At 73.1% G+C, this 26,662-nt stretch carries 23 protein-coding genes and 1 tRNA gene; 8 read left to right on the plus strand and 16 right to left on the minus strand.

Annotated features, from left to right (window positions below):
- Positions 1 to 28: 28 nt before the first annotated feature.
- The 6 genes from H7A73_RS09575 to H7A73_RS09600 all read right to left on the minus strand — a co-directional run bounded on the left by H7A73_RS09575 (position 29) and on the right by H7A73_RS09600 (position 6,061).
- Positions 29 to 814: an ABC transporter ATP-binding protein gene (locus H7A73_RS09575; protein WP_182065764.1), complete on the minus strand. Its 786-nt coding sequence runs from the start codon at positions 812 to 814 to the stop codon at positions 29 to 31.
- On the minus strand, positions 811 to 1,632 hold the full coding sequence (locus tag H7A73_RS09580) for an ABC transporter ATP-binding protein (RefSeq protein WP_182065765.1): 822 nt from the start codon (positions 1,630 to 1,632) through the stop codon (positions 811 to 813). Before H7A73_RS09580 ends, H7A73_RS09575 begins: the two co-directional genes overlap by 4 nt.
- Positions 1,629 to 2,495: an ABC transporter permease gene (locus H7A73_RS09585; RefSeq protein ID WP_182065766.1), complete on the minus strand. Its 867-nt coding sequence runs from the start codon at positions 2,493 to 2,495 to the stop codon at positions 1,629 to 1,631. The genes H7A73_RS09580 and H7A73_RS09585 overlap by 4 nt, the downstream gene beginning before the upstream one ends.
- Positions 2,492 to 3,445, minus strand: a complete 954-nt coding sequence (locus H7A73_RS09590; protein WP_071404591.1) for an ABC transporter permease — start codon at positions 3,443 to 3,445, stop codon at positions 2,492 to 2,494. The genes H7A73_RS09585 and H7A73_RS09590 overlap by 4 nt, the downstream gene beginning before the upstream one ends.
- Positions 3,446 to 3,509: 64 nt before the next feature.
- Positions 3,510 to 5,054: an ABC transporter substrate-binding protein gene (locus H7A73_RS09595; RefSeq protein ID WP_182065767.1), complete on the minus strand. Its 1,545-nt coding sequence runs from the start codon at positions 5,052 to 5,054 to the stop codon at positions 3,510 to 3,512.
- Positions 5,051 to 6,061, minus strand: coding sequence for an alpha/beta fold hydrolase (locus tag H7A73_RS09600; protein ID WP_182065768.1), 1,011 nt, complete (start codon positions 6,059 to 6,061; stop codon positions 5,051 to 5,053). The genes H7A73_RS09595 and H7A73_RS09600 overlap by 4 nt, the downstream gene beginning before the upstream one ends.
- Positions 6,062 to 6,127: 66 nt before the next feature.
- On the opposite strand from H7A73_RS09600, the gene H7A73_RS09605 reads away from it, so the two are divergent.
- Both H7A73_RS09605 and H7A73_RS09610 read left to right on the plus strand, forming a co-directional pair.
- Positions 6,128 to 7,030 (plus strand): siderophore-interacting protein, encoded by a 903-nt coding sequence (locus tag H7A73_RS09605; protein ID WP_259362808.1) that lies wholly within the window; start codon positions 6,128 to 6,130, stop codon positions 7,028 to 7,030.
- Entirely contained in the window at positions 7,030 to 7,848 is an 819-nt protein-coding gene (locus tag H7A73_RS09610; protein ID WP_182065769.1) for an ABC transporter ATP-binding protein, read from the plus strand. Before H7A73_RS09605 ends, H7A73_RS09610 begins: the two co-directional genes overlap by 1 nt.
- A gap of 610 nt (positions 7,849 to 8,458) precedes the next feature.
- On the opposite strand, the gene H7A73_RS09615 is transcribed toward H7A73_RS09610, so the two are convergent.
- From H7A73_RS09615 to H7A73_RS18205, 5 genes are all read right to left on the minus strand, one after another.
- On the minus strand, positions 8,459 to 8,815 hold the full coding sequence (locus H7A73_RS09615) for a Fe-S oxidoreductase (RefSeq protein ID WP_175330772.1): 357 nt from the start codon (positions 8,813 to 8,815) through the stop codon (positions 8,459 to 8,461).
- A 2-nt stretch (positions 8,816 to 8,817) separates the two neighbouring features.
- Positions 8,818 to 10,221, minus strand: a complete 1,404-nt coding sequence (locus H7A73_RS09620) for a dihydrolipoyl dehydrogenase family protein (protein WP_182065770.1) — start codon at positions 10,219 to 10,221, stop codon at positions 8,818 to 8,820.
- A gap of 55 nt (positions 10,222 to 10,276) precedes the next feature.
- On the minus strand, positions 10,277 to 11,098 hold the full coding sequence (locus H7A73_RS09625) for an arginase family protein (protein ID WP_182065771.1): 822 nt from the start codon (positions 11,096 to 11,098) through the stop codon (positions 10,277 to 10,279).
- 44 nt (positions 11,099 to 11,142) lie between these two features.
- Positions 11,143 to 11,868, minus strand: coding sequence for a PspA/IM30 family protein (locus H7A73_RS09630; protein ID WP_182065772.1), 726 nt, complete (start codon positions 11,866 to 11,868; stop codon positions 11,143 to 11,145).
- 91 nt (positions 11,869 to 11,959) lie between these two features.
- On the minus strand, positions 11,960 to 13,879 hold the full coding sequence (locus H7A73_RS18205; RefSeq protein WP_182065773.1) for a TPM domain-containing protein: 1,920 nt from the start codon (positions 13,877 to 13,879) through the stop codon (positions 11,960 to 11,962).
- A 284-nt stretch (positions 13,880 to 14,163) separates the two neighbouring features.
- On the opposite strand from H7A73_RS18205, the gene H7A73_RS09640 reads away from it, so the two are divergent.
- Together H7A73_RS09640 and H7A73_RS09645 are read left to right on the plus strand one after the other, a co-directional pair.
- Positions 14,164 to 14,367: a hypothetical protein gene (locus H7A73_RS09640; RefSeq protein WP_071255966.1), complete on the plus strand. Its 204-nt coding sequence runs from the start codon at positions 14,164 to 14,166 to the stop codon at positions 14,365 to 14,367.
- A gap of 72 nt (positions 14,368 to 14,439) precedes the next feature.
- Positions 14,440 to 14,994 (plus strand): 4'-phosphopantetheinyl transferase family protein, encoded by a 555-nt coding sequence (locus tag H7A73_RS09645; protein WP_182065774.1) that lies wholly within the window; start codon positions 14,440 to 14,442, stop codon positions 14,992 to 14,994.
- On the opposite strand, the gene map is transcribed toward H7A73_RS09645, so the two are convergent.
- Positions 14,978 to 15,745, minus strand: coding sequence for a type I methionyl aminopeptidase (gene map / locus H7A73_RS09650; RefSeq protein ID WP_182065775.1), 768 nt, complete (start codon positions 15,743 to 15,745; stop codon positions 14,978 to 14,980). The two genes, H7A73_RS09645 and map, sit on opposite strands and share 17 nt — an antisense overlap.
- A 32-nt stretch (positions 15,746 to 15,777) precedes the next feature.
- Here map and H7A73_RS09655 point away from each other — a divergent pair, with 32 nt between their 5' ends.
- Positions 15,778 to 16,047: a helix-turn-helix domain-containing protein gene (locus H7A73_RS09655; RefSeq protein ID WP_031259117.1), complete on the plus strand. Its 270-nt coding sequence runs from the start codon at positions 15,778 to 15,780 to the stop codon at positions 16,045 to 16,047.
- Here H7A73_RS09655 and H7A73_RS09660 read toward each other — a convergent pair.
- The 4 genes from H7A73_RS09660 to H7A73_RS09675 form a co-directional block, all read right to left on the minus strand.
- Complete coding sequence (locus tag H7A73_RS09660; protein ID WP_259362813.1) at positions 16,010 to 17,410, minus strand: M1 family metallopeptidase; 1,401 nt, start codon at positions 17,408 to 17,410, stop codon at positions 16,010 to 16,012. The genes H7A73_RS09655 and H7A73_RS09660 overlap by 38 nt on opposite strands.
- A gap of 14 nt (positions 17,411 to 17,424) precedes the next feature.
- A complete protein-coding gene (locus tag H7A73_RS09665) occupies positions 17,425 to 21,321 on the minus strand; it encodes a Pls/PosA family non-ribosomal peptide synthetase (RefSeq protein WP_182065777.1) in 3,897 nt (1,298 codons plus the stop codon).
- A 298-nt stretch (positions 21,322 to 21,619) separates the two neighbouring features.
- A tRNA-Arg gene (locus H7A73_RS09670) sits at positions 21,620 to 21,691 on the minus strand.
- A 246-nt stretch (positions 21,692 to 21,937) separates the two neighbouring features.
- On the minus strand, positions 21,938 to 22,513 hold the full coding sequence (locus H7A73_RS09675; protein ID WP_182065778.1) for a hypothetical protein: 576 nt from the start codon (positions 22,511 to 22,513) through the stop codon (positions 21,938 to 21,940).
- Between the two features lie 59 nt (positions 22,514 to 22,572).
- Here H7A73_RS09675 and argS point away from each other — a divergent pair, with 59 nt between their 5' ends.
- The 3 genes from argS to lysA all read left to right on the plus strand — a co-directional run bounded on the left by argS (position 22,573) and on the right by lysA (position 26,634).
- Entirely contained in the window at positions 22,573 to 24,243 is a 1,671-nt protein-coding gene (argS, locus tag H7A73_RS09680; RefSeq protein WP_056068838.1) for an arginine--tRNA ligase, read from the plus strand.
- Between the two features lie 154 nt (positions 24,244 to 24,397).
- Positions 24,398 to 25,153, plus strand: a complete 756-nt coding sequence (locus tag H7A73_RS09685) for an LmeA family phospholipid-binding protein (protein WP_182065779.1) — start codon at positions 24,398 to 24,400, stop codon at positions 25,151 to 25,153.
- 59 nt (positions 25,154 to 25,212) lie between these two features.
- Positions 25,213 to 26,634, plus strand: coding sequence for a diaminopimelate decarboxylase (lysA, locus tag H7A73_RS09690; protein WP_182065780.1), 1,422 nt, complete (start codon positions 25,213 to 25,215; stop codon positions 26,632 to 26,634).
- Positions 26,635 to 26,662 lie beyond the last annotated feature (28 nt).

Genomic DNA, 26,662 nt, shown 5'->3' on the forward strand with positions numbered 1-26,662 from the left:
CCGCTCCGCGCCGCCCCGCGCAGCCCGCCTACGGCAGCGTCGGCGCCGCCGCCACCAACGCCCTCGTCACCGGGTGCTGCGGCGCGTCCAGGAGCGACACCGGCCCGTGCTCGACGATCCGGCCGTCGGACATCACCGCGACCGTGTCGCACAGCCGCTGCACGACACCGATGTCGTGCGACACCAGCACGAGCGTCAGCCCGAGGTCGTCGGCGAGCGACCGGAACAGCTCGATCACGCGGGCGCGGACGACCACGTCGAGGGCGCTCATCGGCTCGTCGCCGAACAGGATCCGCGGCGAGTGCACGACGGCGCGGGCGATCGCGATCCGCTGTCGCTGCCCGCCGGAGAACTCGTGCGGGAACCGGTCGACCGTGTCGGCGGGCAGGTCGACGCGCTCCAACACCTCGCGCACGAGCGACGCGTGCGACCCCGGGACCTGCAGGGCACGCAGCGGCTCGGCGACGATCGCGCCGACGCGCATCCGCGGGTCGAGGGACGCGTACGGGTCCTGGAACACCACCCCGGTCTCGCGACGGAACCATCGCAACGCACGCGCGGACCGGGACGCGACCACCGGACGGCCGGAGGCGGCGACGGTGCCGGCGGAAGGAGCCTCCAGGCCGGCGAGCAACCGGACCAGCGTCGACTTGCCGGATCCCGATCCGCCGACGATGCCGAGCCGTGCGCCGGGGGCGACGGTCAGGTCGACCCCGTCGACGGCGGTGCGGACCGGACCGGGCTCGAACGGGCCGCGGCGGGGGAGTCGGTAGGTGCGGTGGAGACCGGTGGCCTCGAGGACGGGGAGGGTCACGGGGCGATCCTCCTGGCAGTGGCACGTGCGGCGTCGACCAGCGCGACGGTGGCGGGGTGCTGCGGTGCGGCGAGCAGGTCCGCGACGCGGCCCTGCTCGACCACCCGGCCGGCGTCGAGGACGACCGCGGTGTCGGCGATGCGCGCGAGCACGGCGAGGTCGTGGGTGACGAACACCATGCCCGCCTGCAGGTGCTCGAACAGGTCGAGGATGCGGGCCTCGGTCGTGACGTCGAGCGCCGTGGTCGGCTCGTCGGCGACCAGGTACGACGGCTCGCCCGCCATCGCCATCGCGATGCAGATCCGCTGCCGCTGCCCGCCGGACAGCTGGTGCGGGTACTGCCGCAGCAGCGACTCCGGGTCGGGCAGGCCCACGGACGCCGCCAGGTCGACGGCTGCCGCGCGGGCCGCACGCCGGTCGAGCCCGCGGTGCAGCCGGAGCGGCTCCGCGATCTGCGCGCCGACGCGGCGCAGCGGGTCGAGGGCGGTGCCCGGCTCCTGGAACACCATCGCGATGCCCGATCCGCGGTGTCGTGCGCGCTCGCGGTCGGGCAGCCCGACGAGTTCGGTGCCGTCCAGGCGGACGCTGCCGGTCACGACGGCGCCGGTGGGCTCCAGCCCCATCAGGGCGAGCGAGGTCATCGACTTGCCGGATCCGCTCGCGCCGATCACGCCGACGCGCTGGCCGGGAGGCACGGTGAAGCTGACGTCGTCGAGGATCGTCCGCCCCGTGATGCGGACCGACAACCCGCGCACCTCGAGCCCGGAGGCTGCGGTGGCGTGGGCTGTGCCGGCTGTGCCGGCTGCGTGGGCGGTCATGCGGTCAGCCCCGGGGTCGTCGTGGCGGGATCGGTGCGGTCGTTCGTCGTCAGCCGCGGGTCGGAGGCGTCACGCACCGCGTCGCCGAGCAACGACAGTGCCGCGACGACGAGGGCGATGGCGGCTCCCGGCCAGGTCGCACTCCACGGGTGGACCCCGATGTAGGTCTGCAGGTCGGAGAGCAGGCTGCCCCAGGACGCGGTGTCCGACCCGGCGCCGTAGCCCAGGTAGGACAGCCCGGCCTCGGCGAGCACGGCCGTGGCCATCGCGAGCGACAGCTGCACGGTGAACAGGGGCGCCGCGTTCGGCACGAGGTGGCGGAACAGCACCCCGGCACCGCCGACACCCGAGGCCCGGGCAGCGGTGACGTAGTCGCTCCGGGCGATGCGGCGGATCTCGCCCCTGGCCACGCGGGCGATCGTCACGCCGAAGGACAGCCCGACACTGACGATCACGACACCGAGCGAGCCGCCGAACACCGCGGTCAGGAGCATCGCGGTGAGCAGGGTCGGGAACGCCACCAGGATGTCGAGCAGGACCGCCGTGCCCTCGCGCACCCAGCGGGCGGTGAGCGAACCGATCGCCGTGAGGACGATCCCGACGAAGCTCGCGATCACCCCGGAGCCGACGGCGACGAGCACGGTGGTGCGGGTGCCGGCGAGCAGGTAGCTCGCGATGTCGCGGCCGGCGGCGTCGGTACCGAACCAGTGCGCGGCGCTCGGACCCTCCCACTGGTGGAACGGGTCGGCGCGGAACGGGTCCTGCGGCGTCCAGACGAGCGACACGGCGGCGAGCACGAGCAGCAGTCCGAGCACGACGACGGCGAAGACCCCGGTCGGCCGGGACACCAGGCGGCGGATCATCCCTGCACCTCGCGCTGTCGGGGATCGAGGGTGCGGTGTACGACGTCGACGGCGAACCCGACGAGCAGCACGAGTCCGGTGAGCACGAGCAGCTCCGACTGCACCTTCGTGATGTCGCGGCGGCCGACGTCGGTCACGAGCATCCGGCCCACTCCGGGCAGGGAGAACAGCTGCTCGACGACGACGGCCCCGACGAGCAGCCCGGCGATCTGCACCCCGAGCACGGCGAGCACCGTGAGGGCGACGCTCGGCAGGCCGTGTCGGAGCAGCGCCTGCGTGCGGGTGAGCCCGACGGCGGCGGCGGTGCGCAGGTGGTCGGCATCGAGCACGGAGAGCGTGGCGGACCGGGTGAACCGGAGGATCACGGCACCCTCGACGGCACCGATCGTCAGCGCGGGCAGCACGAGTGACGCGAACGCCCGCCCGGGTTCCGACCAGCCGTCGAGCGGGAAGCCCTGCGTCGGCAGCCAGTGCAGCGTCACCGCGAACAGGGCGACCAGGAGCATGCCGGCCCACACGACGGGCACGGCGGCGACCGCCTGCGCCGCGAACCCGATCACCGCACCGCCCGGTCGGCGACGGAGCACCGCGGCGACCACCCCGAGCGGGACGCCGATCACCAGCGCGGTCGCCAGGGACATCGCAGCGAGTGGCAGGGTGATCGCGAGCTTCTGGGCGATCTCCGGTGCGACGGCGCCGTTCGTCACCAGGGAGCGGCCGAGGTCACCGCGGAACACCCCGCCGATCCAGTCGAGGTACTGCACCACGACGGGCCGGTCGAGTCCGAGCTGCTGCCGGAGTTGCTCCACCTGCGCGGGGGTCGACTGCGTGCCGGCGACGACCTGGGCGACGTCACCGGGCAGCACGCGGAGCGTGGCGAAGATGATGACGCTCGCCACGAGCAGGCCGACGACGAGCAGGAGCACCCGCCCGATGAGGAACCGGGTCACGACACCGATGCTACGGGGACGGACACCCCGCCGCGGCCGCTGCGCCGCACGCGCCCGCCCCGCTTCACTCGACCGCGAGCTTCGCCAGGTCGAGGCGTGAGTTCCCGCCGTCGACCGGGAAGCCCGTCACGCCGGAGCGCACCGCGGTGATCTCGGTCGCCGTGTAGAGCCACTCGCCGGCCGCGTCCTCGCTGACGATGCGTGCCGCCTTCCGGAGTGCCTCGGTCTTCGTGGCCTCGTCGGTCGCCGCGATCGACTGGGCGTAGAGCGCCTGCACCTTCGCGTTGTCGTAGCCGAAGTAGTAGTCCGGGTTCGCCCAGTTGCCGAAGTCACGGGCCTCGACGTGGTCGACCATCGACAGGTCGAAGTCCCGCTCGCCGGACTTCGGCGCCTGGAACACCGAGGACAGCCAGGTGGCGAAGTCGACGCGTTCGACCGTCAGGGTGATGCCGACATCGGCGAGCTGCGACTTCAGCACGTCGCCGATCGTGGTCGGGTAGATGTTCGCGTAGGTGAGCGTCAGCTTCAGGTCCTGCTGCCCGGCGGCGGCCAGGAGCTTCTTCGCGTTCGCGGGGTCGTACGCGTCGATGTCGGTCAGGTCCTCGTAGCCCGGGTCGAGCTCCGGGATCGGGCCGCCCTGCTCCACGCCGGTGCCGCCGATCGCCTTGATGAGCGCTTTCGCATCGATCGCCTGCCGGATCGCCCGGCGCACGCGCTCGTCGGTGAAGGGTTCCTTGCGGTCGTTGAACGCCAGTGTGTACTTGTCGGTCGTCTTGCCGCTGTGGAGCGCGATGTCGGCGTTGCCCTGCAGCTGGCTCTGCAGCGTGCCGTCGACCGGGTTCAGGACGTCGAGGTCACCGTTCGCCATCGCGTTGACGGCGGTCGACGGGTCCGTGATGTACCGGAAGACGATCTTCGCGACCTTCGCCTTCGTGCCCCAGTAGTCCTCGTTGCGGTCGAAGGTGAGCGAGTCGCCCTGCTTCCAGTCGGCCACCTCGAACGGGCCGGTGCCGTTGGCGCTGTCGGAGAGGTCGTTGTCCGCGGCCTTCTCGAGCACCAGGCCCGAGCGGCCGGTCAGGTTCCAGAGCAGGTCGGAGTCGGGCTTCGCGAGTTGCAGCACGACGGAGTCGTCCGACGGCGAGGTGATCGACGTGACGCCCGCGAGCTTGGCGGAGTCGACGTACGAGTCGTTCGACTTGACCTGCTCGAGCGACCACACGACATCGGCCGCGGTGACCGGCTTGCCGTCCTGGAACGTCGTGCCGTCCCGCAGCGTGAACGTGTAGGTCAGCCCGTCGTCCGAGACCTCGTGCGACGAGGCCAGCACGTCACGGATCTCGCCGTCGGCGGTCCGGCCGACGAGCCCCTGGTACACGTTGTCGATGAGCACCTGGTCGAGCGCCGCCCCGGACTGGGTGCGGATGTCGAGGCTCGTCGGCTCGAGCACCAGCCCGACGCGCACCGTGGCGTCCTTGCCCCCGGTGGTGTCGGACGAACCGGAGCAGCCGGCCAGCGCCAGGGCGGAGACGACGGCGACCGCGGTGGCGGCGAGGGCGGCGCGCCCGATGCGCGAGGTGCGCGCGGTGCGACGGGGCAGGAGCGGACTCATGGGGTTGTGGGTTCCTTCCGGGCGCGAGGGCTGGGATCGGGCCTCGCGCTCGCACGAGGGTACCGGCGGCTGGTGCCGTCCGGCGACGGTTCTTCGATCGGATGCAACAATCCGTGCCGCTCCGCCCATGCCCGGATCGCCGAAGCCAGTTCGAGCGGTGCCTGGTTCTGCACCGCGTGCCGCGAGGTCACCGTCACGATCTCGGCGTCCGGCAGGCGTTCGGCGAACCCGGCGTGCAGCTTCGGGGAGACGTACCCGCGGTCACCCCGGACGAGCAGGATCGGCACGCGCAGTGCCTCGAGGTCGGGCCACGCGTCGGCGAAGCGCCCCACCGACGACGTCCGCCCGGCGGGCAGGTGCGGGAAGTGGTGGCGGCGCACGAGTCGCCCGTCCGCACCGAGGGCCGTCGTGTGCCGGGCCTCGCGCAGCAGCACCTGCCGGTCGTCGCCGACCCGCGCCTCGATCGCCCGGTCGACGACCTGCTCGAGGGACTCGAACGGCTCCTCGGCCTCCAGCGCGCGGGCGATCCGGTCGACCGCGCGCTGCGCGAAGTCCGGCGACATGTCGACGAGTACGAGTCCGGTGACCCGCTCCGGTGCCGTGGCTGCGAGTCGAGCAGACAGGATGGCGCCCAGCGAGTGGCCGACGACGATCCCGGGCGGCACCGCGAGCGCGTCGAGCGCGGCGAGCACGCTCGGCGCCGTCGCGGCCGCCGCGTAGTCCGCGTCCTCCCGCCACGACGACCGGCCGTGGCCGGGCAGGTCGAGGGCGACCGCCGGCTCGCTCACGGCGAGTGCCGTGGTGTCGAAGCTGTGGGCGTCGATGCCGAGCCCGTGCAGGTAGGTGATCCGGGCCTCCTGGCCGTCGTCGCCCCACCGGATCGCGGAGGTCTCCTGCCCGTCCGCGGTGCGGACCACCTGCCTGGAGGCGCGGAGCGGCGTGGTCACGCCGCTCGCGCTGGCGAGGGCGGGCAGGTCGGCGAATTCGTCGTCGGGGGCTTCGGACACGGGGACGATCCTCGCACCGTTCCGGGGGCCTGGAGACGTTAGGTAAGGCATGCCATACTCGATTCCGTGGCAACCCGGTATCGCGTCTTCTCCGTCCGCGTGGCCGCCGTCACGTCACTCACCCCGAACTTCGTCCGGGTCACGCTGACGGGCGACGCGCTCGCCGACTTCTCCTCGGTCGGTCTCGACCAGCGGATCAAGATCGTGCTGCCCCTGCCCGGCATCGGCTTCTCGGAACTGCCGGAGGACGAGGACTGGTACGCCGCCTGGCGTGCGCTGCCGGACGACGCCCGCAACCCGCTCCGCACGTACACGGTCCGCTCGTTCCGGCCGGACGCCCGTGAGCTCGACATCGACTTCGTCGCCCACGGCGACACCGGTCCGGCGTCGCGCTGGGTGTCGGCCTGCCGCATCGGCGACGAGCTCCGCATCGTCGGGCCGCGCGTCCCCGAGTCGCCGGAGGACCTGCCGACCGGTGCCGCCGAGTTCGCCCCCGGGCACGCGAACCGGATCCTGCTCGCCGGGGACGAGACCGCCGCACCGGCCATCTGCGCCATCCTCGAAGCCCTCGACGTCTCGACCGTCGGCCACGTCTTCATCGAGGTGCCCACCGACGCCGACCGGCTGCCGGTGACCGCGCCCGCCGGGGTCGAGGTCCGCTGGATCGCCCGCAACGGCGCCACCCACGGGGTCCGGATGACCGACCAGGTGCACGCCTGGGCCTCCACCGTCGTGCCGGCGTCCGCCGCCGCGTGCGAGCCGGCCGCCGAGCTCACCGACGTCGACGTCGACGAGCAGGTGCTGTGGGACGTCCCCGCTCCTGTCGACGAGCGTCCCGTCTACGCGTGGATCGCCGGTGAGGCCGGCTGCGTCAAGGAACTCCGCCGCCACCTGGTGCGCGGCGTCGGCATCGACCGCAAGCAGGTCGCGTTCATGGGGTACTGGCGGCACGGCAAGGCCGAGCACTGATGCCGGCCGCGGGCACCGCGCTCGGTCCGGTCCCGACCACCGCGCTGGGGGCCCGTGGGCTGACCCTGGCCTACGACGACCGGGTCGTGGTGGACACGCTCGACGTCGACATCCCCGACGGCGAACTGACGGTCATCGTCGGGCCGAACGCCTGCGGCAAGTCGACGCTGCTGAAGTCCTTCGCCCGCACCCTGAAACCCCGCGCCGGCACGGTGTTCCTCGACGGTGCGCCGATCGACTCGTACCGCCCGAAGGCCGTCGCCCGGCGGGTCGGCATGCTCCCGCAGACCCCGATCGCCCCCGACGGCATCACCGTGCGCGACCTGGTGTCGCGGGGCCGCTTCCCGCACCAGGACCTGCTGCACCCGTCGTCCGGGTCCGACCGGCAGGCCGTGCAGGCCGCACTCGAGCAGACGTCGACGGTGGAGCTGGCCGATCGCAGCGTCGACGAACTCTCCGGCGGGCAGCGGCAGCGGGTGTGGATCGCGATGGTGCTCGCGCAGCAGACCGACATCGTGCTGCTCGACGAGCCGACGACGTTCCTCGACATCGCGCACCAGTACGACGTGCTCGAACTGGCCTCCACGCTGCACGCCGCCGGTCGCACGGTCGTCGCGGTGCTGCACGACCTGAACCAGGCCGCGCGCTACGCCACTCACGTCATCGCGATGCGCGACGGGGCGATCGTCTCGGCGGGGGAGCCGTCGTCGGTGCTCACCGCGGACCTCGTCGAGGACGTCTTCGGCCTGCCGTGCGTCGTCGTGCCCGACCCCGAGACCGGCACGCCCCTCGTGGTGCCGCGGCGACCCGCGGCCTGACGCGCGGAGGCTGGTCACGACGCGTCGTGGCGCGCGCGTCGAGCGGTCACGAAGTGTCGGCTGGCGGTGCCCCAGGCGACGGCCTGCGACCGCTCGCCGCGGCCCAGGCGGGGTGTTGCGACCGGCCGGGACTCTGTTCCGGCGCCGACACGCGCCTCCAGGCTGTTGACCGGTCGCGTCTTGTCGGCTGGCCGGCCCGCCGCGAGTGGTCACGACTCGTCGTCGGCGGGGCGTCGAGTGGTCACGAACTGACGGCTGGCGGCGCCGCAGGCGACGGTCTGCGACCGCTCGCCGCGGGGTAGGCGGGGTGTTGCGACCGGCCGGCGGGTGCAGTGGGGTGGGGCGCGGCGGCCGGGAGGTCCGATGCGGCGCCGCCGCGCGCCTCCAGGCCGTCGACCGGTCGCGTTCCGTCGCCTGGCCGGCCCGCCGCCGGGTGGTCACGACTCGTCGTGACCCGGGCGTCGAGTGGTCGCGAGCTGTCGGCTGGCGGAGCCGCAGGCGACGGTCTGCGACCGCTCGCCGCGCATCCGGCGGGTTGTTGTGACCGACCGACCCCCGGTCGGCACGGCCGCAGCAGACCCACGCCGCACCCGCCCCGCACCCGCACCCGTCAGCGGTAGCCGCCGTCCTCCAGGCCAGCCTCGACCTCGAACCGGTTGCGCAGGGGATCCCGCCCGGCGACGGCGTAGAGCAGCGGCATGAGCATCCCGTACCGGCGCCACTGCTCGACGTGCACCCGCTCGTGCCGGAGCACCCGCGGGCCGTCGTTGTCGCGGGTCAGGTACACCGACCCGACGCAGGTGCCGCCGCGCCGGAAGACCCAGCGCGGCAGCCCCGTGCAGACCACGAGCCCGTCCTCCACCCGGATCCGCCCGGTCGACAGGGGGACGCCCACGGCGAGCCCGACGGCCGTCGCGAACACCCACCCCGCACGGGACACGGGGGAGTCGAGCAGCGGGTTGCGCACGCTCAGGCTGGGCGGCCGTACGTCTCGAGCAGGCGGAGCCAGATCTCGTTCATAGTCGGGTAGGCCGGCACGGCGTGCCACAGCCGGTCGATCGAGACCTCGCCCACGACGGCGACGGTGGCTCCGTGCAGCATCTCGGCGACGTCCTGGCCGACGAACGTGACGCCGACGACGACCCCGCGGTCCTCGTCGACGACCATCTTCGCGCGGCCCGCGTATCCGTCTGCCTGCAGGGCGGACCCGGCGATCGCACCGAGGTCGTACTCGACCGCGCGGACGTTCAGCCCCTGCTCGCGGGCCTTCGCCTCGGTGAGTCCGACGCTCGCGACCTCGGGGTCGGTGAAGGTGACCTGCGGCGAAGCGGCGTGGTCGGCGGTGGCGACGTGTGCACCCCACGGCTCGGTGTGGAGCGGCGTGCCCTGGTACCGCGCGGCGATCGCCTCACCGGCGGCACGCGCCTGGTACTTGCCCTGGTGCGTGAGCAGGACGCGGTGGTTGACGTCACCCACCGCGTACAGCCAGTCAGTGCCGTGCACGAGCATGGTGTCGTCGACGTCGAGCCAGTCGCCCGCGGTCAGGCCGACGGTCTCGAGCCCGAGGTCACGCGTGTGTGCGGCGCGACCGGTGGCGGCGAGCACCTCGCTCGTGATCACCGTGGTGCCGTCGTCGAGCTCCGTGGTGACGAGACCGTGCTCGTCGCGGTCGACCCGGACGGGGTTGACGCCGGTGCGGACGTCGACGCCGAGTTCGCGCAGGGAGTCGGCGACGAGTTCTCCGGCGAAGGGCTCCATGCCGCCGAGCAGACCGTGCCGGGCGACGAGGGTGATCTTCGCGCCGAGGGATGCCCACGCTGTCGCGAGCTCGGAGCCGGAGACACCGCCGCCGATGACGAGCAGGCTCTCGGGGACCTGCTGGGCGCTGGTGCCCTCGCGGGTGCCCCACGGCTTCGCGTCGGCGAGACCGGGCACGGGCGGCAACGTGTGCAGGGAACCGGTGACGACCGCGACGGCGGCGCGCGCGGTGTGCGTCGCACCGTCGACGTCGATTGTCTTCGGGCCGGTGATGCGGGCGTGCCCGCGGATCAGGTCGATGCCGGCGGACTCGAGCCACGAGACCTGGCTGTCGTCCTTCCAGTCCGAGGTGAACGAGTTGCGTCGGGCGAGCACGTGGGCGGCGTCGAGCGTGCCGGTCACGGCCTGCTTCGCACCGTCGAGCCGCTTCGCCGCGGCGAGGGCGTGTCCGCTGCGCAGGAGCGCCTTCGAGGGCATGCACGCCCAGTAGGAGCACTCGCCGCCGACGAGCTCGGCCTCCACGATCGCGACCGACAGGCCGCGCTTCCTGGCGTAGTCCGCCACGTTCTCGCCGACAGCGCCGGCTCCGATCACGATGAGGTCGTAGTCCGTCATGCTCCCGAGCGTACGCGGAACGGCAGGGGGTCCGCCGGTCGCGTCGTGCCGGTGGTCAGCCCACCCGGGAGGCGCTGGTCACCGCTCCGACGACGCGCAGGATCACGCCGAGGTCGTCCACCGCCCGGTCCGGGTCGACGGGGGCGAACCCGGTGAGCGCGGCGCCGACGAGGCGCCGGCCGCGGGTCGCGGCCTGGATGCGCTCGACGAGCGCTGCGCCGTCGAGGCCGAACGGGACGGGTTCGAGGAGTCCGTCGACCTCGGACGGGTCGAGGACGTCGAGGTCGACGTGCACGAAGACCGATGCGGCACCGGTCCGTTCGACCGCTGCGGCGAGGGCGTCCGGGGTGGCGGCGTCGACGTCGAGGTGCACGATCCCGGCCCTGTCGAGGGCGGCCCGTTCGGCGTCCTCGACGCCGCGGACCCCGGCGACGACGACCGAGGACGCCGGCACCACCGGCAGGCCGGGGAACAGGTCGTCGGGGCGGTCGACCAGCAGGCGCAGGGCGGCGGTCTCGGCGGCGACGGGCTGGGCCCGGTTGAGCGCGCGGTACCCGCCGGAGCCGGAGATGCGGACGAACGCGGTGTCCGGTGCGAGGGCGGCGGTCGCGCCGAGGACACTGGCGCCGTCACCGCCGACGACGAGCACCGGTTCCGTGGCGACGGCGGTCTCTTCCGCAACGCGTTCGGCGACGGCGAGCACCGAGGTGTAGCGGGCGACGGCGGTCTCGAGGCGGTCACCCGCTCCGGCCGGGACGTCGACCACGGTGGTGGACGCCCGGGGGAGGTCGGCCGCGATCGCCGACGCGCCGTCCCCGAGTCGCATCGCGCGCGACGACGCCGAACCCTGCCACTGACCGACCACGAGGAAGTGCATCGTCTCAGTCTGTCAGCTGGGGTCCGGCGTCGTCAGGGCGTTCGTCAGATGCTCGAGGATCCGCCGGACTTCAGCGCGGCGAGTCGTGCCTCGACCTCGGCGTCCTTGCCGACGTCCTCGAGGCTCTCGAACTGGGCGTCGAGGCTGGACGACTGCAGCTCCTGCTGGCCGAGCACCTTCGCCTCTTCGCGGCGGACCTTCTCCTCGAAGCGGCCGAGGTCGCTCGTCGGGTCGAGCACGTCGATGTTGCCGAGAGCGTCGTTGACGCGGGACTGCGCCTCGGCGGTCTTCGAGCGGGCGACGAGGTTGTCCCGCTTCGCGCGGAGCTGCTCGAGCTTCTGCTCCATGCCGGCGAGACCGGACTTGAGCTTCTCGACGGCCTCGTTCTGCGACGCCAGGTTCGGCTCCGCGTCCTTGACCTCCTGCTCGGCGGCGATCTGCTTGCCGATCGCGATCTTGGCGAGGTTGTCGAACTTGTCCGCCTCGGCTGACTTGCCCTCGGAGCGGTACTTGTCGGCTGCGGCGGAGGCGTTGGCGGCCTTCTGGCCCCACTCGACCGCGGCCTTCTTGTCCTCTTCGTGGTCCTGCTCGAGCAGGCGCACGTTGCCGATGGTCTGCGCGATCGCGGTCTTCGCGTCGGCGATGTTGTTCGTGTAGTCGCGGACGAGCTGGTCCAGCATCTTCTGCGGGTCCTCGGCGTCGTCGATGATCTGGTTGATGTTCGCGCGCACGAGGGTGGAGATGCGTCCGAAGATGGTCTGCTTGGCCATTGCTGTTCCCTTTCGTGGAAGTCCTGTGGACGGTGTGGTCGGGTCGGGTCGGGTCGGGTCTGGTTCTGGGGTGCCGGGGGAGCCGGTCGGGTCAGAAGCGGCCGCCGCCGGAGAAGCCGCCGCCACCCCCGCCGCCGCCTCCGCCGAAGCCGCCCCCGCCGCTGAAGCCCCCGCCTCCGCCGAAGCCCCCGCCCCCGAAGGAGCCGCCGCCGTTGCTGCCGCCGCGACCGCCGAGCAGGCCGCCGAGGACGAGTCCGGTGACGAGACCACCCAGCTGGGCACCGCCGCCGCCCTGGCCGCCACCCCAGCCGCCGAGGTCGTCGTTCGCGGCGTCCATCGCGGCGGCCGCGTACTGCTCGGCCGCGCGGGCGGCGTTGAGCGCCTGGCCGGGGTTGCTCGGGGCGAGCTCGACGGCGTCGTCGTAGGCACGCTGGGCCTCGGACAGCCGGGTCCGAGCGGTCGGTCCGATGCCGCCGCGGTGCAGGGACACGTAGTCACGGGCCTGGCTGATCCGGTTGCGGGCGTCGCGCAGGGCCGCGTCGAGCGCCTGGGTGGCGCGCTGGCGCTGTTCCTCGGCACCCCGCGCCGCGGCGATGGCCTGGTCGATCTCGGTGTTCGCCCGGGTCAGCGCGTCGACGGCCGCCACCGGGTCCCTCGGGTCGAGCCCCTGGCGGAGCACGGCCTCGGCACGGGTGACCGCGGCGGCGAGGTCCGGCCCGCCCGAGCGCAGGCTGCGGGCGGCGGCGACGTCCCCCTGGATGTCGATGCGCATCGCCTCGGCGCGGGCGGTGGCCTCGTCGAAGGACTGCTCGGCGGCGAGTGCGCCGTCGGTGAGCTGCTGCACCTGGGCGAGCGCGTGCTGGGCGTCGCGGACGGCGACGACCGCCTCGCCCTTGTCACCGGCGGCGATCGACGCGGTGGCGGCGTTCGACCGTTCGGTGGCGAAGGCGAGCACCTGGTGGGCCTGATCGACGTTGTCCGACACGGTGGCGAGGGTGCGACCGGTGTAGCGGGCGCGGACGCGGTCGAGGGCAGCGGCGGCGGCGCCGACCGAGGCCGGTGCGGCGGCCACGGCCTGGGCGAGCGACGCGGCTGCGTCCTCGATGCCGTCCTCGAGCGAGCGGAGCTGGTCGAACGCCTCGGTCTGCTCCTCGATCGCGGCGTGCGCGCGTTCGCAGATGACGATGATCTGGTTCGCCCACTCAGCGCGCTGCTGCGGGGTGTCGGGGACCTCGTCGTCGAGCTGCTGCCGGATCGCGAAGGCCTTGCGGACCTCGCGCTGGGCGGCCTGTACGGCGTCGGCGAAGGGCTTGGCGGCGTCCGGGCCGAACTGCGCGCTCGCGAACCCGACCTCTTGCTCGGCGGTGCGGAGTTCGTCGTCGATGGTGACCAGGGCGCCGCCGGCGGTGCGTTCGAGGTCGGCGAGCGAGGCCTCCTGCGCCTCGGTGGCTGCGGCGGTGCGGCGCTTGTTCCGGGTCCGGATGACCAGGACCACGACGATGAGCCCGACGACCACGACGAGCAGCAGGATCCACAGCCAGGTGAGGTCGACCGGGGCCTGCGACTGGGTCAGCCCGTCGGCGAAGGCCACGGCGGCTCCGGACCAGTCGCCCTGCTTGAGCTCGGGGAGCAGCGAGTCGTTGACGGCGTTCTCGACGTCGGACGAGGAGATCGCGGTCTCGTTCGTCTGCTGGACGTCGTAGTTCCGCTCGTCGACCGCGACCGAGAGCAGGATGCCGTCGGTGTCGATCTGGTTCTGCTCGAGCACGGCCCGACCCCACTCGGTGTGGTCGGTGGGGTTGGTGAAGGACGGTACGAACACGACGAACAGCTGCGTCTGGGTGTCGGAGTACAGGTCCTGCACGGCCTGCTCGACCCGCGCCTGCTGGGATGCGGTCAACGCGTCGGCCTCGTCGAGGACGTACGCGCCGCCCAGGTCGACGGGTGCCGTGGCGTGGGCGGTCGCTGCCGGAGCCAGGACGATCAGCATGGCGACGAGGGCGGCCGTCACGCGGCTCCACAGCCGCGTTGTCCCCCTGTGCCCGTTCGATCCGTCCGTGCCCGATCCGTGCTGGACCGCTCGCATCCGTCCTCCGTCCGTCGCCGGTCGGTACCCCGTGGCACCGCCCCGGACCGCGCCACGAGTGCGCTGTCGCCCGGAGTCTATCCAGGCCACGCAGGGGCACGGACAGACTCTGGGGGAACGCTCCGGACCGTGCTTCCTGTGGACGTCTTGTCCCCCGGACCGGGGTATGCTGGCGCCACTGTTCGAGGATGAACGGAAGGGGAAGAACGATGGAACGCACCACGAGCACCGAGGTCGTCCCGCTCGAGGACGGCTACCACCGGGTGTCGACTCCGGCGACGGGCGTGATCGGTTTCGTGCGCGAGCACGACGGCCGCTACGAGGTCCTGCGCGGACGAGTTCGCCAGGCGACCCGCTCCGAAGGCCTGTACAGCACCATGAACGTCGCGCTCATCGCGCTGACGCACGCCTGATCCGCCCTGGGCGCGACCACACGACCGACGGGCGCTGCCCCGGTCGTCGGGTCGTGCCTCCAGACCGTCACGGTGACGCTCCGGACGTCGGCTGCTGACCGCGCGGACGACCGGGAGGCGCTGCTCGCTGCCGTCGCGTCGGCGACCGGCGTCGACCCGGTCGCGGTGCGCGCGGGGCGCGTCTGCCCGCACTGTGCGGGGACCGACCACGGTCGTCCGTGGGCGACCGCCGCGGGCGTCCCGGTCGGCGTGAGCCTGTCGCGCGCGCCGGGGGTCGTCGCCCTCGCGGTCGGTCCGTCGGCGCTCGGCGTCGACGTCGAACGGGTGTCGCGGGTCGCCGCTGCGCCGCTCGACGTCTTCACTCCGGACGAACTCCGTCGAGCCGACGGGAATCCGGCGCTCCTCGCCGCAGCGTGGGCGGCGAAGGAGGCCGTGCTGAAACGCGACGGACGCGGGCTGCGCGTCGACCCGATCGCGGTGGAGGTCGACGTGGCCGCCGGCACGGCCCGGTTCGAGGGCGTCGAACGACCGCTCACCGTGCTGTACCCCGCGCCGGACGTGGTGCTCGTCGTCGCGGCGGGTGGCCTGCCCGTCGAGGTCGTCGGGACGGTCAGCGGGGGAGCGTGAGCACCTCGGCGCCGTCCTCGGTGATCGCGATCGTGTGCTCGGTGTGGGCGGTCCGCGCTCCGGTGGCGCTCCGCAGGGTCCAGCCGTCGGCGTCGGTGACCAGGACGTCGGTGTCCGCCATCACCCACGGTTCGAGCGCGAGCAGGAGCCCGGGCCGGAGCGTGTAGCCGCGACCGGCGCGCCCGGTGTTCGACACGTGCGGGTCCTGGTGCATGGTCGAGCCGATGCCGTGTCCGCCGAACTCGACGTTCACCGGGTAGCCCGCGGCTTCGAGCACGGTGCCGATCGCGTGGGACAGGTCACCGATGCGGGCGCCCGGTCCGGCGGCGGCGATGCCCGCGGCCAGCGCGCGTTCGGTGGCGTCGATGAGTGCGAGGTCCTCGGGGCGTGCGGTGCCGACGACGAAGCTGATCGCGGCGTCGGCGGCGATGCCGTCCAGGGACACCGCGAGGTCGAGGGTCAGCAGGTCGCCGTCCTGCAGCGCCTGGTCGTGCGGCAGCCCGTGCAGGACGGCGTCGTTCACGGCCGTGCAGATGTGGTGGCCGAACGGACCGCGGCCGAACGAGGGTGCGTAGTCGACGTAGCAGGAGTCGGCGCCAGCGGCCTCGATCATCTGCTTCGCCCACCGGTCGATCTCGAGCAGGTTCGTGCCGACGCGGGTGCGTTCGCGCAGGGTGTGCAGGATCGTGCCGACGAGGGCTCCGGTGGCGCGGCCCTTGTCGACCTCGGCGGGGGTCAGGATCTCGATCACGCGGATGATCATACCGGTATTACTATGTGGTCATGGTCCGTCTCCCACTCCGCCCCGACGAGGTCGCGCGTGGTCGTCGCCTCGGTGCGCTGCTCCGTCGTGCCCGTGGTCCGCGATCGATCGTGGACACCGCCCTGGCCGCGGGGATCTCGCCGGAGACGCTCCGGAAGATCGAGACCGGCCGCATCGCGACGCCGGCGTTCTCGACCATCGCGTCGGTCGCCGGTGTGGTCGGGCTGTCGCTCGACGCGGTGTGGTCCGAGGTCAGCTGTGACCCGGTCGACGGCGAGCTGGCCGGCTAGCCGACGCGGCGGCGGAGCCTGCCAGCCGACGCGGCGGAGCCTGCTCGCCAGCGGGCAGCGCCGGCACCGACGCCTCGTCGATCCAGGGCCCGGCCACCGCACGGACGTGAGCGACGGAACTGCCGGCCGCATCCGCGAACGCACCGAGCACGTCGGGCACGGTGACGGATCCGTGCCGGTGCCGCTCGGTGATGCTCCGCAGCCCGGTGAAGAAGGCGCCGTCGCCGATCGTGCGGCGGACGGCGTGCAGGGCGAGGGCGCCGCGCTTGTAGACGCGGTCGTCGAACATGTCCTCCGCGCCCGGGTCACCGACCACCAGGTCCTCCGGCTGCTCGAGCAGTCCCTGCCGGTACCGCTCGGCCAGCTGGTCCGCGGTGTCGTCGCCGCGGTCCTCGGACCACAGCCACTCGGCGTAGCAGGCGAACCCCTCGTGCAGCCAGATGTCCTGCCACCGGGCGACCGTGACGGAGTTGCCGAACCACTGGTGGGCGAGCTCGTGGGCGATGAGGCGGTCGGTGCCGTGCTCGCCGTCGACGTGGTTCCGGCCGAACACCGCCAGGCCGTGGGCCTCGAGTGGGATCTCCAGGTCGTCGTCGGTCACCACGACGCCGTACGCCGCGAACGGGTACGGGCCGAACCGGTCACCGAACAGCGTGAGCATCTGCGGCACCTGTCCGAAGTCGGTCTTCGCGGCGGCGGCGAGGTCGGCGGGGTGGTGCAGCGTGACGGGCACCCCGCTCGTGCGCAGCTTCGTGGTGCGGTACCGGCCGATCTGCACGGTCGCCAGGTAGGTCGCCATCGGCTCGGTGGTGGCGTAGGTCCAGCGGGTGCCGACACGGTCGCGCTCCTTGGCGAGCAGCTCCCCGTTCGCCAGGACGTCGTACGCCGCCTCGGCCGCGATCTCGATCCGGTACGTGGCCTTGTCGTCGGGGCGGTCGTTGCACGGGAACCACGAGGGCGCCCCCGTGGGCTGCGCGGCGACGATGACGCCGTCGGACAGTTCTTCCCAGCCGACCTGCCCCCATGCGCTCCGGACGGGGTGCGGGGTGCCGCGGTACCGCAGGTGCACGCTGAACACGGTGTCGGCGGCGATGGGGTCGGCCGGGGTGACCGTCACCTTGTGCGTCGCGGTCGAGACCTTCTTGGCCCGGCGTCCGTCGACGTCGACCCGGTCGACCGTGAGCCCGTGCAGGTCGATCACGACCTTGTCGAGCGGCTCGAGGGCGCGCGCGGTGATCGTGGCGGTGCCGTCCAGCCGGTTCGTGGCGACGCGGTAGTCGAGACGGAGCTCGTAGTGCTCGGCGCTCCACCGTCGGTCGCCGCTGTGCGGGGTGTACGGGTCTGCGGCGGGATCGGAGGGCACGGGGACAGTCAACCTCATGGCGCCGGTGGGGCGGTCACCGAGGGGGCTGCCGATGTCCACGGAGCGATCGGGTTGCCGGACCAGCGGGAGCCCGTCGGTACCTGCTCACCGCGCATGACGAGCGAGGACGGCCCGACGGTCGCCCCCGCACCGATGCCGGCCGCCGGTAGGACCACGCTGTGCGGCCCGAGCGTCGCGCCCGCGTCGAGTCGGACGGTGTCGAGCTGCATCACGCGGTCGTGGAACAGGTGCGTCTGGACGACCGTGCCGCGCGCCACCGACGCCCCGGAGCCGATGGTCACGAGGTCGGCCTCGGGCAGCCAGTACGTCTCGAGCCAGGTGCCGCGGCCGATCGTCGCACCGAGGCTCCGCAGCCAGACGGCCAGCGCGGGGGTGCCGGTGGCCTGCTCGGCGAACCAGGGGCGCGCGACGGTCTCGACGAACGTGTCCTGCACCTCGTTGCGCCACACGAACGACGACCACAGCGGATGCTCCCGGGCCGTGATCCGGCCGACGAACGCCCACTTCGCGATCGTCGAGACCACGGCGGCGACGGCACCGGCGGCGATGAGCACCGGCCCGGCGAGCAGCACCGTCCACCCGATCCCGACGGCCGACCACAGCGCCAGCAGGGCTCCGGCGACGCCGAGCGCGATGGCTGCGGACACCATCGGGGCGACCAGGCGCAGCAGCTCCCAGCAGCCGCGGGCGACCTTCAGCCGCCTGGACGGACGGAACGTGCGCGCCTCGTCGAACTCCGTCGCCGCACGCCGCAGCCGCACCGGGGGCGACCCGAGCCACGACGAGCCGCGCTTGGCCTTCTTCGGCACCGCGGACAGCACCGCCACCAGGGCCTCGCGCGGCACCGAGCGTCCGGCGCCCGTCATCCCGCTGTTGCCGAGGAACGCCCGACGGCCGACCTTCGAGCGACCGATCCGCACCCGACCGCCGCCGAGCTCGTACGTCGCCACCATCGTGTCGTCGGCCAGGAACGCTCCCGAAGCGATCTGCGTCAGCGCGGGGATGAGCAGCACCGTCGAGATCTCGGTGTCCCGACCGACCCGGGCGCCGAGCAGCCGCAGCCACACCGGCGTCACGAGCGAGGCATACAGCGGGAACAGCAGGGTGCGCGCCGCATCGAGCACCCGCTCGGTCGACCACACCTGCCAGCCGGTCCGGGAGCGCACCGGGTGTCGGCCCTCGTGCAGGCCGATGCCGAGCAGCCGCACCGCGACCACCACCAGCAGCGCGTACACCGCACCGGCGACGACCGTCGCCAGGGGGACCGTCAGCAGCGCGCGGAGCACCGCGTCCCCGAGGGTCGACGCCCGCCCGACCAGGGCGAGGGCGACCAGCAGTCCGACCGCGACACCGACCACCGGCAACCCGGCCACGGCCAGGGACCCGGCCCCGTACGCGAGCAGCCAGCGTCTGCGGGTCGCGGGGCGGGCCTCCCGGTCGTCGCGAGCCGACCCGGTGCGCTCCGCAGGCGCCCCTGCCCAGCGTTCGCCCGCGGGCACCGGGCCGCCGACGGCGGAACCCGCGGTGATCTCGGCACCCGCACCGACGTGCGCCCCGGGCAGCAGCGTCGTCCGGCTGCGCACCACGGCGTCCTCGTCGATGCGGACGTGCCCCAGGTGGAACACGTCGCCGTCGAGCCAGTGCCCGGCCAGGTCGACCTCGGGCTCGATCGACGCACGCTTGCCGATCGTGAGCATCCCGGTCACGGGTGGCAGCGTGTGCAGGTCGACGTCCCTGCCGATCCGCGCACCGAGTGCCCGGGCGTAGTAGCTGATCCACGGGGCGCCCGCCGTCGAGGGGCCGTCGACGGCCTCGGCGATGCGCTCGGCCAGCCACACCCGCAGGTGCACCGGACCGCCACGGGAGTACGACCCCGGCCGGACCCCGGCGAGCAGCAGCCGCGCCAGCACCACCGTCAGCGCCATCTTGCCGATCGGCGTCACGAACACCAGCACCGCCAGCACGAGCACCGGCCACGGCAGCACCGGCAGGAATGGCAGCGTCGTCGCGTGCAGCACCGCAGCCACAACGGCCGTCCACGTCAGGACACGCAGCCCCCGGAGCACCTGCACCGGCAACCCGAGCACCGTCATGAGCAGCCCGGTCGCCGGAGGCACCGGAGCGACGTCCCGCGAGGACGCCGCCACCGGACCCGACTCGTCGAGCGCCGCCGCCAGCGCACCGATCCGCGGATGGTCGTACACGTCCGCCACCGTCGTCGACGGGAACCGCTCCCGGATCGCCGACACCAGCTGCGCCGCCGTCAACGACCCGCCGCCGTGCGCGAAGAAGTCGTCGTCGACACTCGCCACCGGCACCCCGAGGATCGCCGACCACCGCTCGGCGATCCACGCGACCGTGTCCGGCAGCATCGCCGCCTCGGACGCTCCAGGCAGCGGCCAGGGCAGCGCTGCCCGGTCCACCTTGCCCGAGGTGCGCGTCGGCAGCGACTCCACCACCGCGACCAACGGCACCAGCGCCGCCGGCAGCTCCGCGCGCAACCGCGCGTTCGCGGCAGTCACGTCCACCGTCGCCCCCGCCACCGGGGCGACGTAGCCGACCAGCACCTGGTTGCCCGCCGGGGTCCGCTGCACCACCGCGGCACCGCCCGCGACGTCGTCCAGCGCCTGCAGCGCCGCCTCGATCTCGCCCAGCTCGATCCGACGACCACCGAGCTTGACCTGGTCGTCCGCACGGCCCTGGAACACCAGCCCCTCCGGGTCGTACCGCACCAGGTCGCCGCTCCGGTACGCCCGCTCCCACCCGAGCTCGGGGAACGGCGCGTACTTCTCGGCGTCCTTCGCCGGGTCCAGGTACCGCCCCAGCCCGACACCACCGATCACCAGCTCACCGACGTCCCCGGGCGCAACACGGGCTCCCGACGCATCGACGACGGCCAGGTCCCACCCGTCCAGCGGCAGCCCGATCCGCACCGGTGACCCGCCGTCCATCAGCGCGCCGCATGCGACGACGGTGGCTTCGGTCGGACCGTACGTGTTCCAGAGCTCCCGATCGCGCGAGGCGATGCGCGCCGCCAGCTCCGGCGGGCACGCCTCACCACCGAAGATGACGAGCCGCACCTGCTCGAGCGCGTCGTCCGGCCACAGGGCCGCGAGCGTCGGCACCGTCGACACCACCGTGATCGTGTGCGCGATGAGCCACGGCCCCAGGTCCACACCCGTCCGCACGAGCGACCGGGGCGCCGGCACCAGCGCCGCGCCGTGCCCCCACGCCAGCCACATCTCCTCGCACGACGCGTCGAACGCCACGCTCAACCCCGCCAGCACCCGGTCGCCCGGACCGATCGGCGCCGCCTGCAGGAACATCCGCGCCTCGGCGTCCACGAACGCCGCTGCACTGCGGTGGGTGACCGCCACGCCCTTCGGCACCCCGGTCGACCCGGACGTGAAGATGATCCACGCGTCATCGGTCTCGCGGGGGAGTTCGGCGCTCGCCGCAGGGTCCGTCACCGGCAGCTCGGCGCCGGCACGGTCTCGCAGGACGCCGCCCGCGCCGATCACCCCGACGACACCGGCCTCGCCGAACACCAGGGTGGCGCGCTCCTCGGGGTCGTCGGCGTCGACCGGCACGTACGCTGCTCCGGCGGCGAGCACGGCGAGGATCGACAGGTACAGGTCACGTCCGCCGGAGGGGATCCGCACCCCGACCCGGTCACCCCGTCGGACGCCGCGGCGGGCGAGGTCGTCGGCCTGCGCGCGCACGAGGTCGAGCAGGGCTGCGTAGTCGACGCCGCCGGCAGGGTCCTCGAGGGCGGTCGCGTCCGGGTGGGTCGCCGCGGTCGCCGCCAGGACGTCGAACAGGGTCCGTGGTGCGGGTGCGTCGCCGCCGCGGGCGAGTTCGAGCTGCGCGTTCCCGGTGCCGGTGGTCATCGAGGCCTCTTCCCGGTCGCGTGCGGGACGACCGGCCCGTGATCCTAGGGGGTCGAGGTGTCCTGCTCGGGAACGGACGGTGCCGCACTGGACGGCTGCGTCGTGCGCCGAGTGAGCAGAAGACGTCGGATCACCCGCCCCGACTCGGCGCGTTCTGCTCACTCGACGAGGGCACCAGCCACCAGAAGCGCGACCGGACCCGGAGGGGAGGACCTCAACGGGGGGCAGTCGCCGCAGGCGACATCGGCCGGTACCGACTCCGCGGAACGGAGACGTCACCTTGGTCGGCGATTTCCAGTGCCCCCAGGAGGATTCGAACCTCCGCCCCTGCCTCCGGAGGGCAGTGCTCTATCCCCTGAGCTATGGGGGCCAAGGGGTGTCAACAACCGTAGCAGGTCCGGCGGGTGGTGCCGGACAGCGCGTGTCGCGGTGTGGACGTGGCGTCGGACGGCCAGGAGGCAGGGTGCGGGCCCGCCACGGGCCTCCCGCCCGCACGGTGCGTCCGTCGCGAGCTGGTGCGAGGTTCCGTGTCCCGTGCGGCGCTGCAAACGCGCACCACGCACGCAACCTCGCACCAGTCGGCGGCCCCGACACCGTGCGCGGCCGCCGCACCGCGTCAGCCCCCGGGCGTGGCCGTCGCCGACGCGGACGGCTGCAGCGCGGCGCGCACCGCGTCGACGACGGGCTGCGCGCCACCCGGTTCGGTGAACAGCGTCGACTGTGCGGTGATCCAGTACGGGTCGGCGAAGGCGTCCGCGCGGCCGACGTCGCCGCTCAGGGCGAAGTAGCCCTCCACGCGGTAGGTGGGGACGGAGCCGCCCCGCTCGTACAGGGCGTCCTTCAGGTTGGTGAGCGACTTCTCAGGCAGGTCGGCGACCGCGAGCGTGATCGCCGTGGCGTCCGGGTCGGTGCTGACGAACCGGCAGACGCGGCCCTGCTGCTTCGCGATGGCCGCGGCGGGGGAGCCCTTCGCCGGGGTGAAGGAGTCGTCGAGCTCGAAGGTCTGCCCGTACACCGACAGCGCGCTCGACGGCAGGAGCTCCGCGCAGGTCTGCGACACCGGCTTGCCCGCCGGGGTCGCAGTGGCCGACGGGGTGCCGTCTCCGCCGCCCGAGCACCCGGCGAGCACGACGGCTGCTGCGGTGGTGAGGGTGGCGACGGTGAGCGCCCGGGCACGGCTGCGGGGGGTCATCCCGACATGATGCTGCATCGACCGGTGCGGACCTGGGCGTCCCGGTAGGATCGGTCCTCGTGACTCCAGCCGAACTCTCCGCCGCGTACCTGTCGATCCTGACCGGGATCGTCGAGCGCCGAGGCGCGTCCGAGACCGTGACGATCGAGGAGTCCCACGTGGTGCTCGAGCGTCCGAAGAACCGCGCCCACGGCGACTGGGCCTCGAACGCGGCCATGCAGCTCGCGAAGCGGCTCGGCACGAACCCGCGCGAGCTCGCGACCGAGATCGCCGGGGAGCTGACCGAGCTCGACGGTGTGGACTCCGTCGACGTTGCCGGTCCCGGCTTCATCAACATCACGCTCGAGGCGGCCGCCGCCGGCGAGATCGCGCGCACCATTGTGGACGGCGGCGAGTCCTTCGGTACCGGCGACCTGTACGACGGCGTCCGGATCAACCTGGAGTTCGTCTCCGCCAACCCCACCGGCCCGATCCACATGGGCGGCGTCCGCTGGGCCGCGGTCGGCGACAGCCTGGCCCGCGTGTTCCAGGCGCAGGGCGGGCTCGTCACCCGCGAGTACTACTTCAACGACCACGGCGCGCAGATCGACCGCTTCGCCCGCTCCCTCGTCGCCAGCGCACTCGGTGAGCCCACGCCCGAGGACGGCTACGGCGGTGCCTACATCGCCGAGATCGCGGCACGGGTCATCGCGACCCTCGAGCCGGGCATCGACGTTCGCGACCTGCCGCGCGACGAGGCGCAGGAGCTCTTCCGTCGCGAGGGCGTCGACTTCATGTTCGCCGACATCAAGTCGTCGCTGCACGACTTCGGCGTCGACTTCGACGTCTACTTCCACGAGAACGCCCTGCACGAGTCGAAGGCCGTCGAGCGTGCCATCGCCCGGCTGCGGTCGGCCGGCGTGATGTACGAGGCCGAGGGCGCCGAGTGGCTCCGCACGACCGACTTCGGCGACGACCGCGACCGCGTCGTCATCAAGTCGGACGGCGAGCCCGCGTACATCGCCGGCGACCTGGCGTACTACCTCGACAAGCGCGAGCGCGGGTTCGAGCGGAACCTGATCATGCTCGGTGCCGACCACCACGGCTACGTCGGCCGCATGATGGCGATGTGCGCCGCGTTCGGGGACGAGCCGGGCAAGAACCTCGAGATCCTGATCGGGCAGATGGTGAACCTGCTCAAGGACGGCGAACCGATGCGCATGTCGAAGCGCAACGGCACCATCGTCACGATGGAGGACCTCGTCGACGCCGTCGGTGTCGACGCCGGCCGGTACGCCCTGGTCCGCTTCGCCAGCGACACCGCGATCGACATCGACCTCGACCTGCTCACGAAGCGCACGAACGACAACCCCGTCTTCTACGTGCAGTACGCCCACGCCCGCACCCAGTCGGTGGCCCGGAACGCCGCGGCCGCCGGGGTCGACCGGTCCGTGTTCGACGCCTCGCTGCTGACCCACGAGTCCGAGAGCGCGCTCCTCGGAGCCCTCGCCGAGTACCCGCGAGTGGTCCGGCACGCCGCCGAACTGCGCGAGCCGCACCGCATCGCGCGGTACATCGAACAGCTCGCCGGCCTGTACCACCGCTGGTACGACTCCTGCCGTGTCACGCCCCTCGGCGACGAGCCCGTGACCGACCTGCACCGCACGCGCCTGTGGCTGAACGACGCCACCGGCCAGGTCGTCCGGAACGGCCTCGGCCTGCTCGGCGTGTCGGCTCCCTCCCGCATGTAGCGGTCGCGCTTCCCGCAGAACACCGGTGTTCGCGCACCGAACACCCGCATCCCGGGGTGTCGAGCGCGAACACCGGCGTTCTGCAGCCCCGGCCGCAGCCCGGCCGCAGCCGGGCCGCAGCTGCGCCGCAGACCGGACTGGCAGGGTGGGACGCATGCCCGCAGCCACCGAACGCCCCACCCCGCGCCGCCGCTGGCCCGTCGTCCTGCTCGTGGTCGTCGTTGTGCTCGCAGCCCTCGTCGTGATCGCCGAGCTCGTGCTGCGCGGCGTCGTCGACCGGATCATCGCCCAGCAGGTCGAGCAGTCGCTGCCGGACGGCACGACCGGCGAGGTCGACGCCCACGCCGAGGGCATCGTCATCCCGCAGCTGATCAGCGGCACGCTCGACCGCGTCGAGATCTCCTCGGCGAAGCTCACCGTCGACGGCATCCCGCTCGCCGCCGACGTCACCGCGCAGGACGTCCCGGTGGACGGCAAGGGCGGTGTCCGCGACGTCGACGGCACGGTCACCCTGGCGTCGTCGAGCGTCAAGGACCTGGCGAAGTACAGCCCGCTGTTCGACCGGCTGAACCTGGTCGACGGCGGCGTCGAACTGACGGGGTCGTCGTCGGTGCTCGGCTACGACATCACCTACGCGGCGAAGGGTGCCGTCGTCGCGCAGGACGACGGCCGCGGCATCACGATCACCCCGGAGAGCGTCCGGATCACGAACTCCGACCTCGGCCTCAAGGTCGACTCGATCCCGGGCGTCACCGGCGTCCCGGTGCAGGTCTGCACCGCGCAGTTCCTGCCCGAGCCGCTGCGGGTGCGCTCGCTCGACGTGTCGAAGTCGGACGCGACGGTCCGGATCACCGCGGACGCGCTGCCGCTCAACGAGGACGGCCTGCGGACCGTGGGCAGCTGCGGCTGAGCGGACGGGTGCGTAACGCGGCCCGGGAGGCACGGCTCGCGTCGGTAGGATCGGGTCCCGTGAGCGAGAACCCCCTTGCACCGCCGCGGCTGCGGTTCCCGACGGACGCCTCCGAACTGGTGGACCGCATCTGGCCCGCGTCCGCGACGCGGACCGACGACGGCACCCTGGCGATCGGCGGCATCAGCGCGACGGACCTGGTCGCGCAGTTCGGCACGCCCCTGTACGTCGTCGACGAGCGTGACGTCCAGTCCCGCGCCGTCCGTGTGCGGAACGCGTTCGCCGAGGCGTTCGAGCGCATCGGCAGCCACGCGCACGTCTACTACGCCGGCAAGGCCTTCCTGACGACGCAGGTCGTCGCGTGGATGGCCGACGCCGACCTGCGCGTCGACGTCTGCACCGCCGGTGAGCTCGCGGTCGCCCTGGCCGGCGGCATCGACCCCGGTCGGCTCGGCTTCCACGGCAACGACAAGTCCGACGCCGAGATCGCCCGCGCGGTCGAGGTCGGCATCGGCACGATCGTGCTCGACAGTCACGAAGAGGTGCGGCGCGTCGCCCGTGCCGCCGCCGACGCCGGGGTCGTGCAGCGGGTGCGCATCCGGATCAACACCGGGGTGCACGCGTCCACCCACGAGTACCTGGCGACCGCTCGCGAGGACCAGAAGTTCGGCATCCCGCTGTCCGAAGCCGTCGAGGCCGCGGCAGCCGTCCGGGCCGAGCCGTCGCTCGCCTTCGTCGGGCTGCACTCGCACATCGGTTCGCAGATCTTCGACGACGCCGGCTTCCGCGAGGCCGCACGCCGACTGATGGACGTGCACGCGACGCTCGTGGCCTCCGGTCCGGTGCCCGAGCTGAACCTCGGCGGCGGCTGGGGCATCGACTACACCGAGGCCGACTCCGCCTTCGCTCCGGAGGACGTCGCCGACGCACTGGCCACGATCATCGGCGAGGCCTGCGCCGAGCGCGGCATCCCGGTGCCGGACATCGCCGTCGAGCCGGGCCGCTACATCATCGGCCCGCCAGGGGTGACGCTCTACCGCGTCGGTACGATCAAGCCGGTCACGCTCGAGACCGACGACGGCGGCAGTGCGACCCGCACGTACGTCTCCGTCGACGGCGGGATGAGCGACAACATCCGTCCCGCCCTGTACGGCGCCGACTACACGGCCCGGCTCGCCCGCACCTCCGACGCCCCGGCGGTGCTGAGCCGAGTCGTCGGCAAGCACTGTGAGAGCGGTGACGTCGTGGTGGACGACGAGTACCTGCCCGGCGACGTGCGGCGGGGCGACCTGCTGGCCGTCGCGGCCACCGGTGCGTACTGCTGGGCGCTGTCGAGCAACTACAACCACGTGGGCCGTCCGCCGGTCGTCGCCGTCGCGGACGGCACAGCCCGTATCCTCGTGCGGGGCGAGACGATCGACGACCTGCTCGCCCGTGACACCGGGGTCGCCGCCGTGCCCGCCGACGGCACCGGCCGCTGACCCCCGACCCGACCGGGTTCGCCCACCC

This window comes from Curtobacterium sp. ME12, assembly GCF_903970855.1.
Classification (GTDB): domain Bacteria; phylum Actinomycetota; class Actinomycetes; order Actinomycetales; family Microbacteriaceae; genus Curtobacterium; species Curtobacterium poinsettiae_A.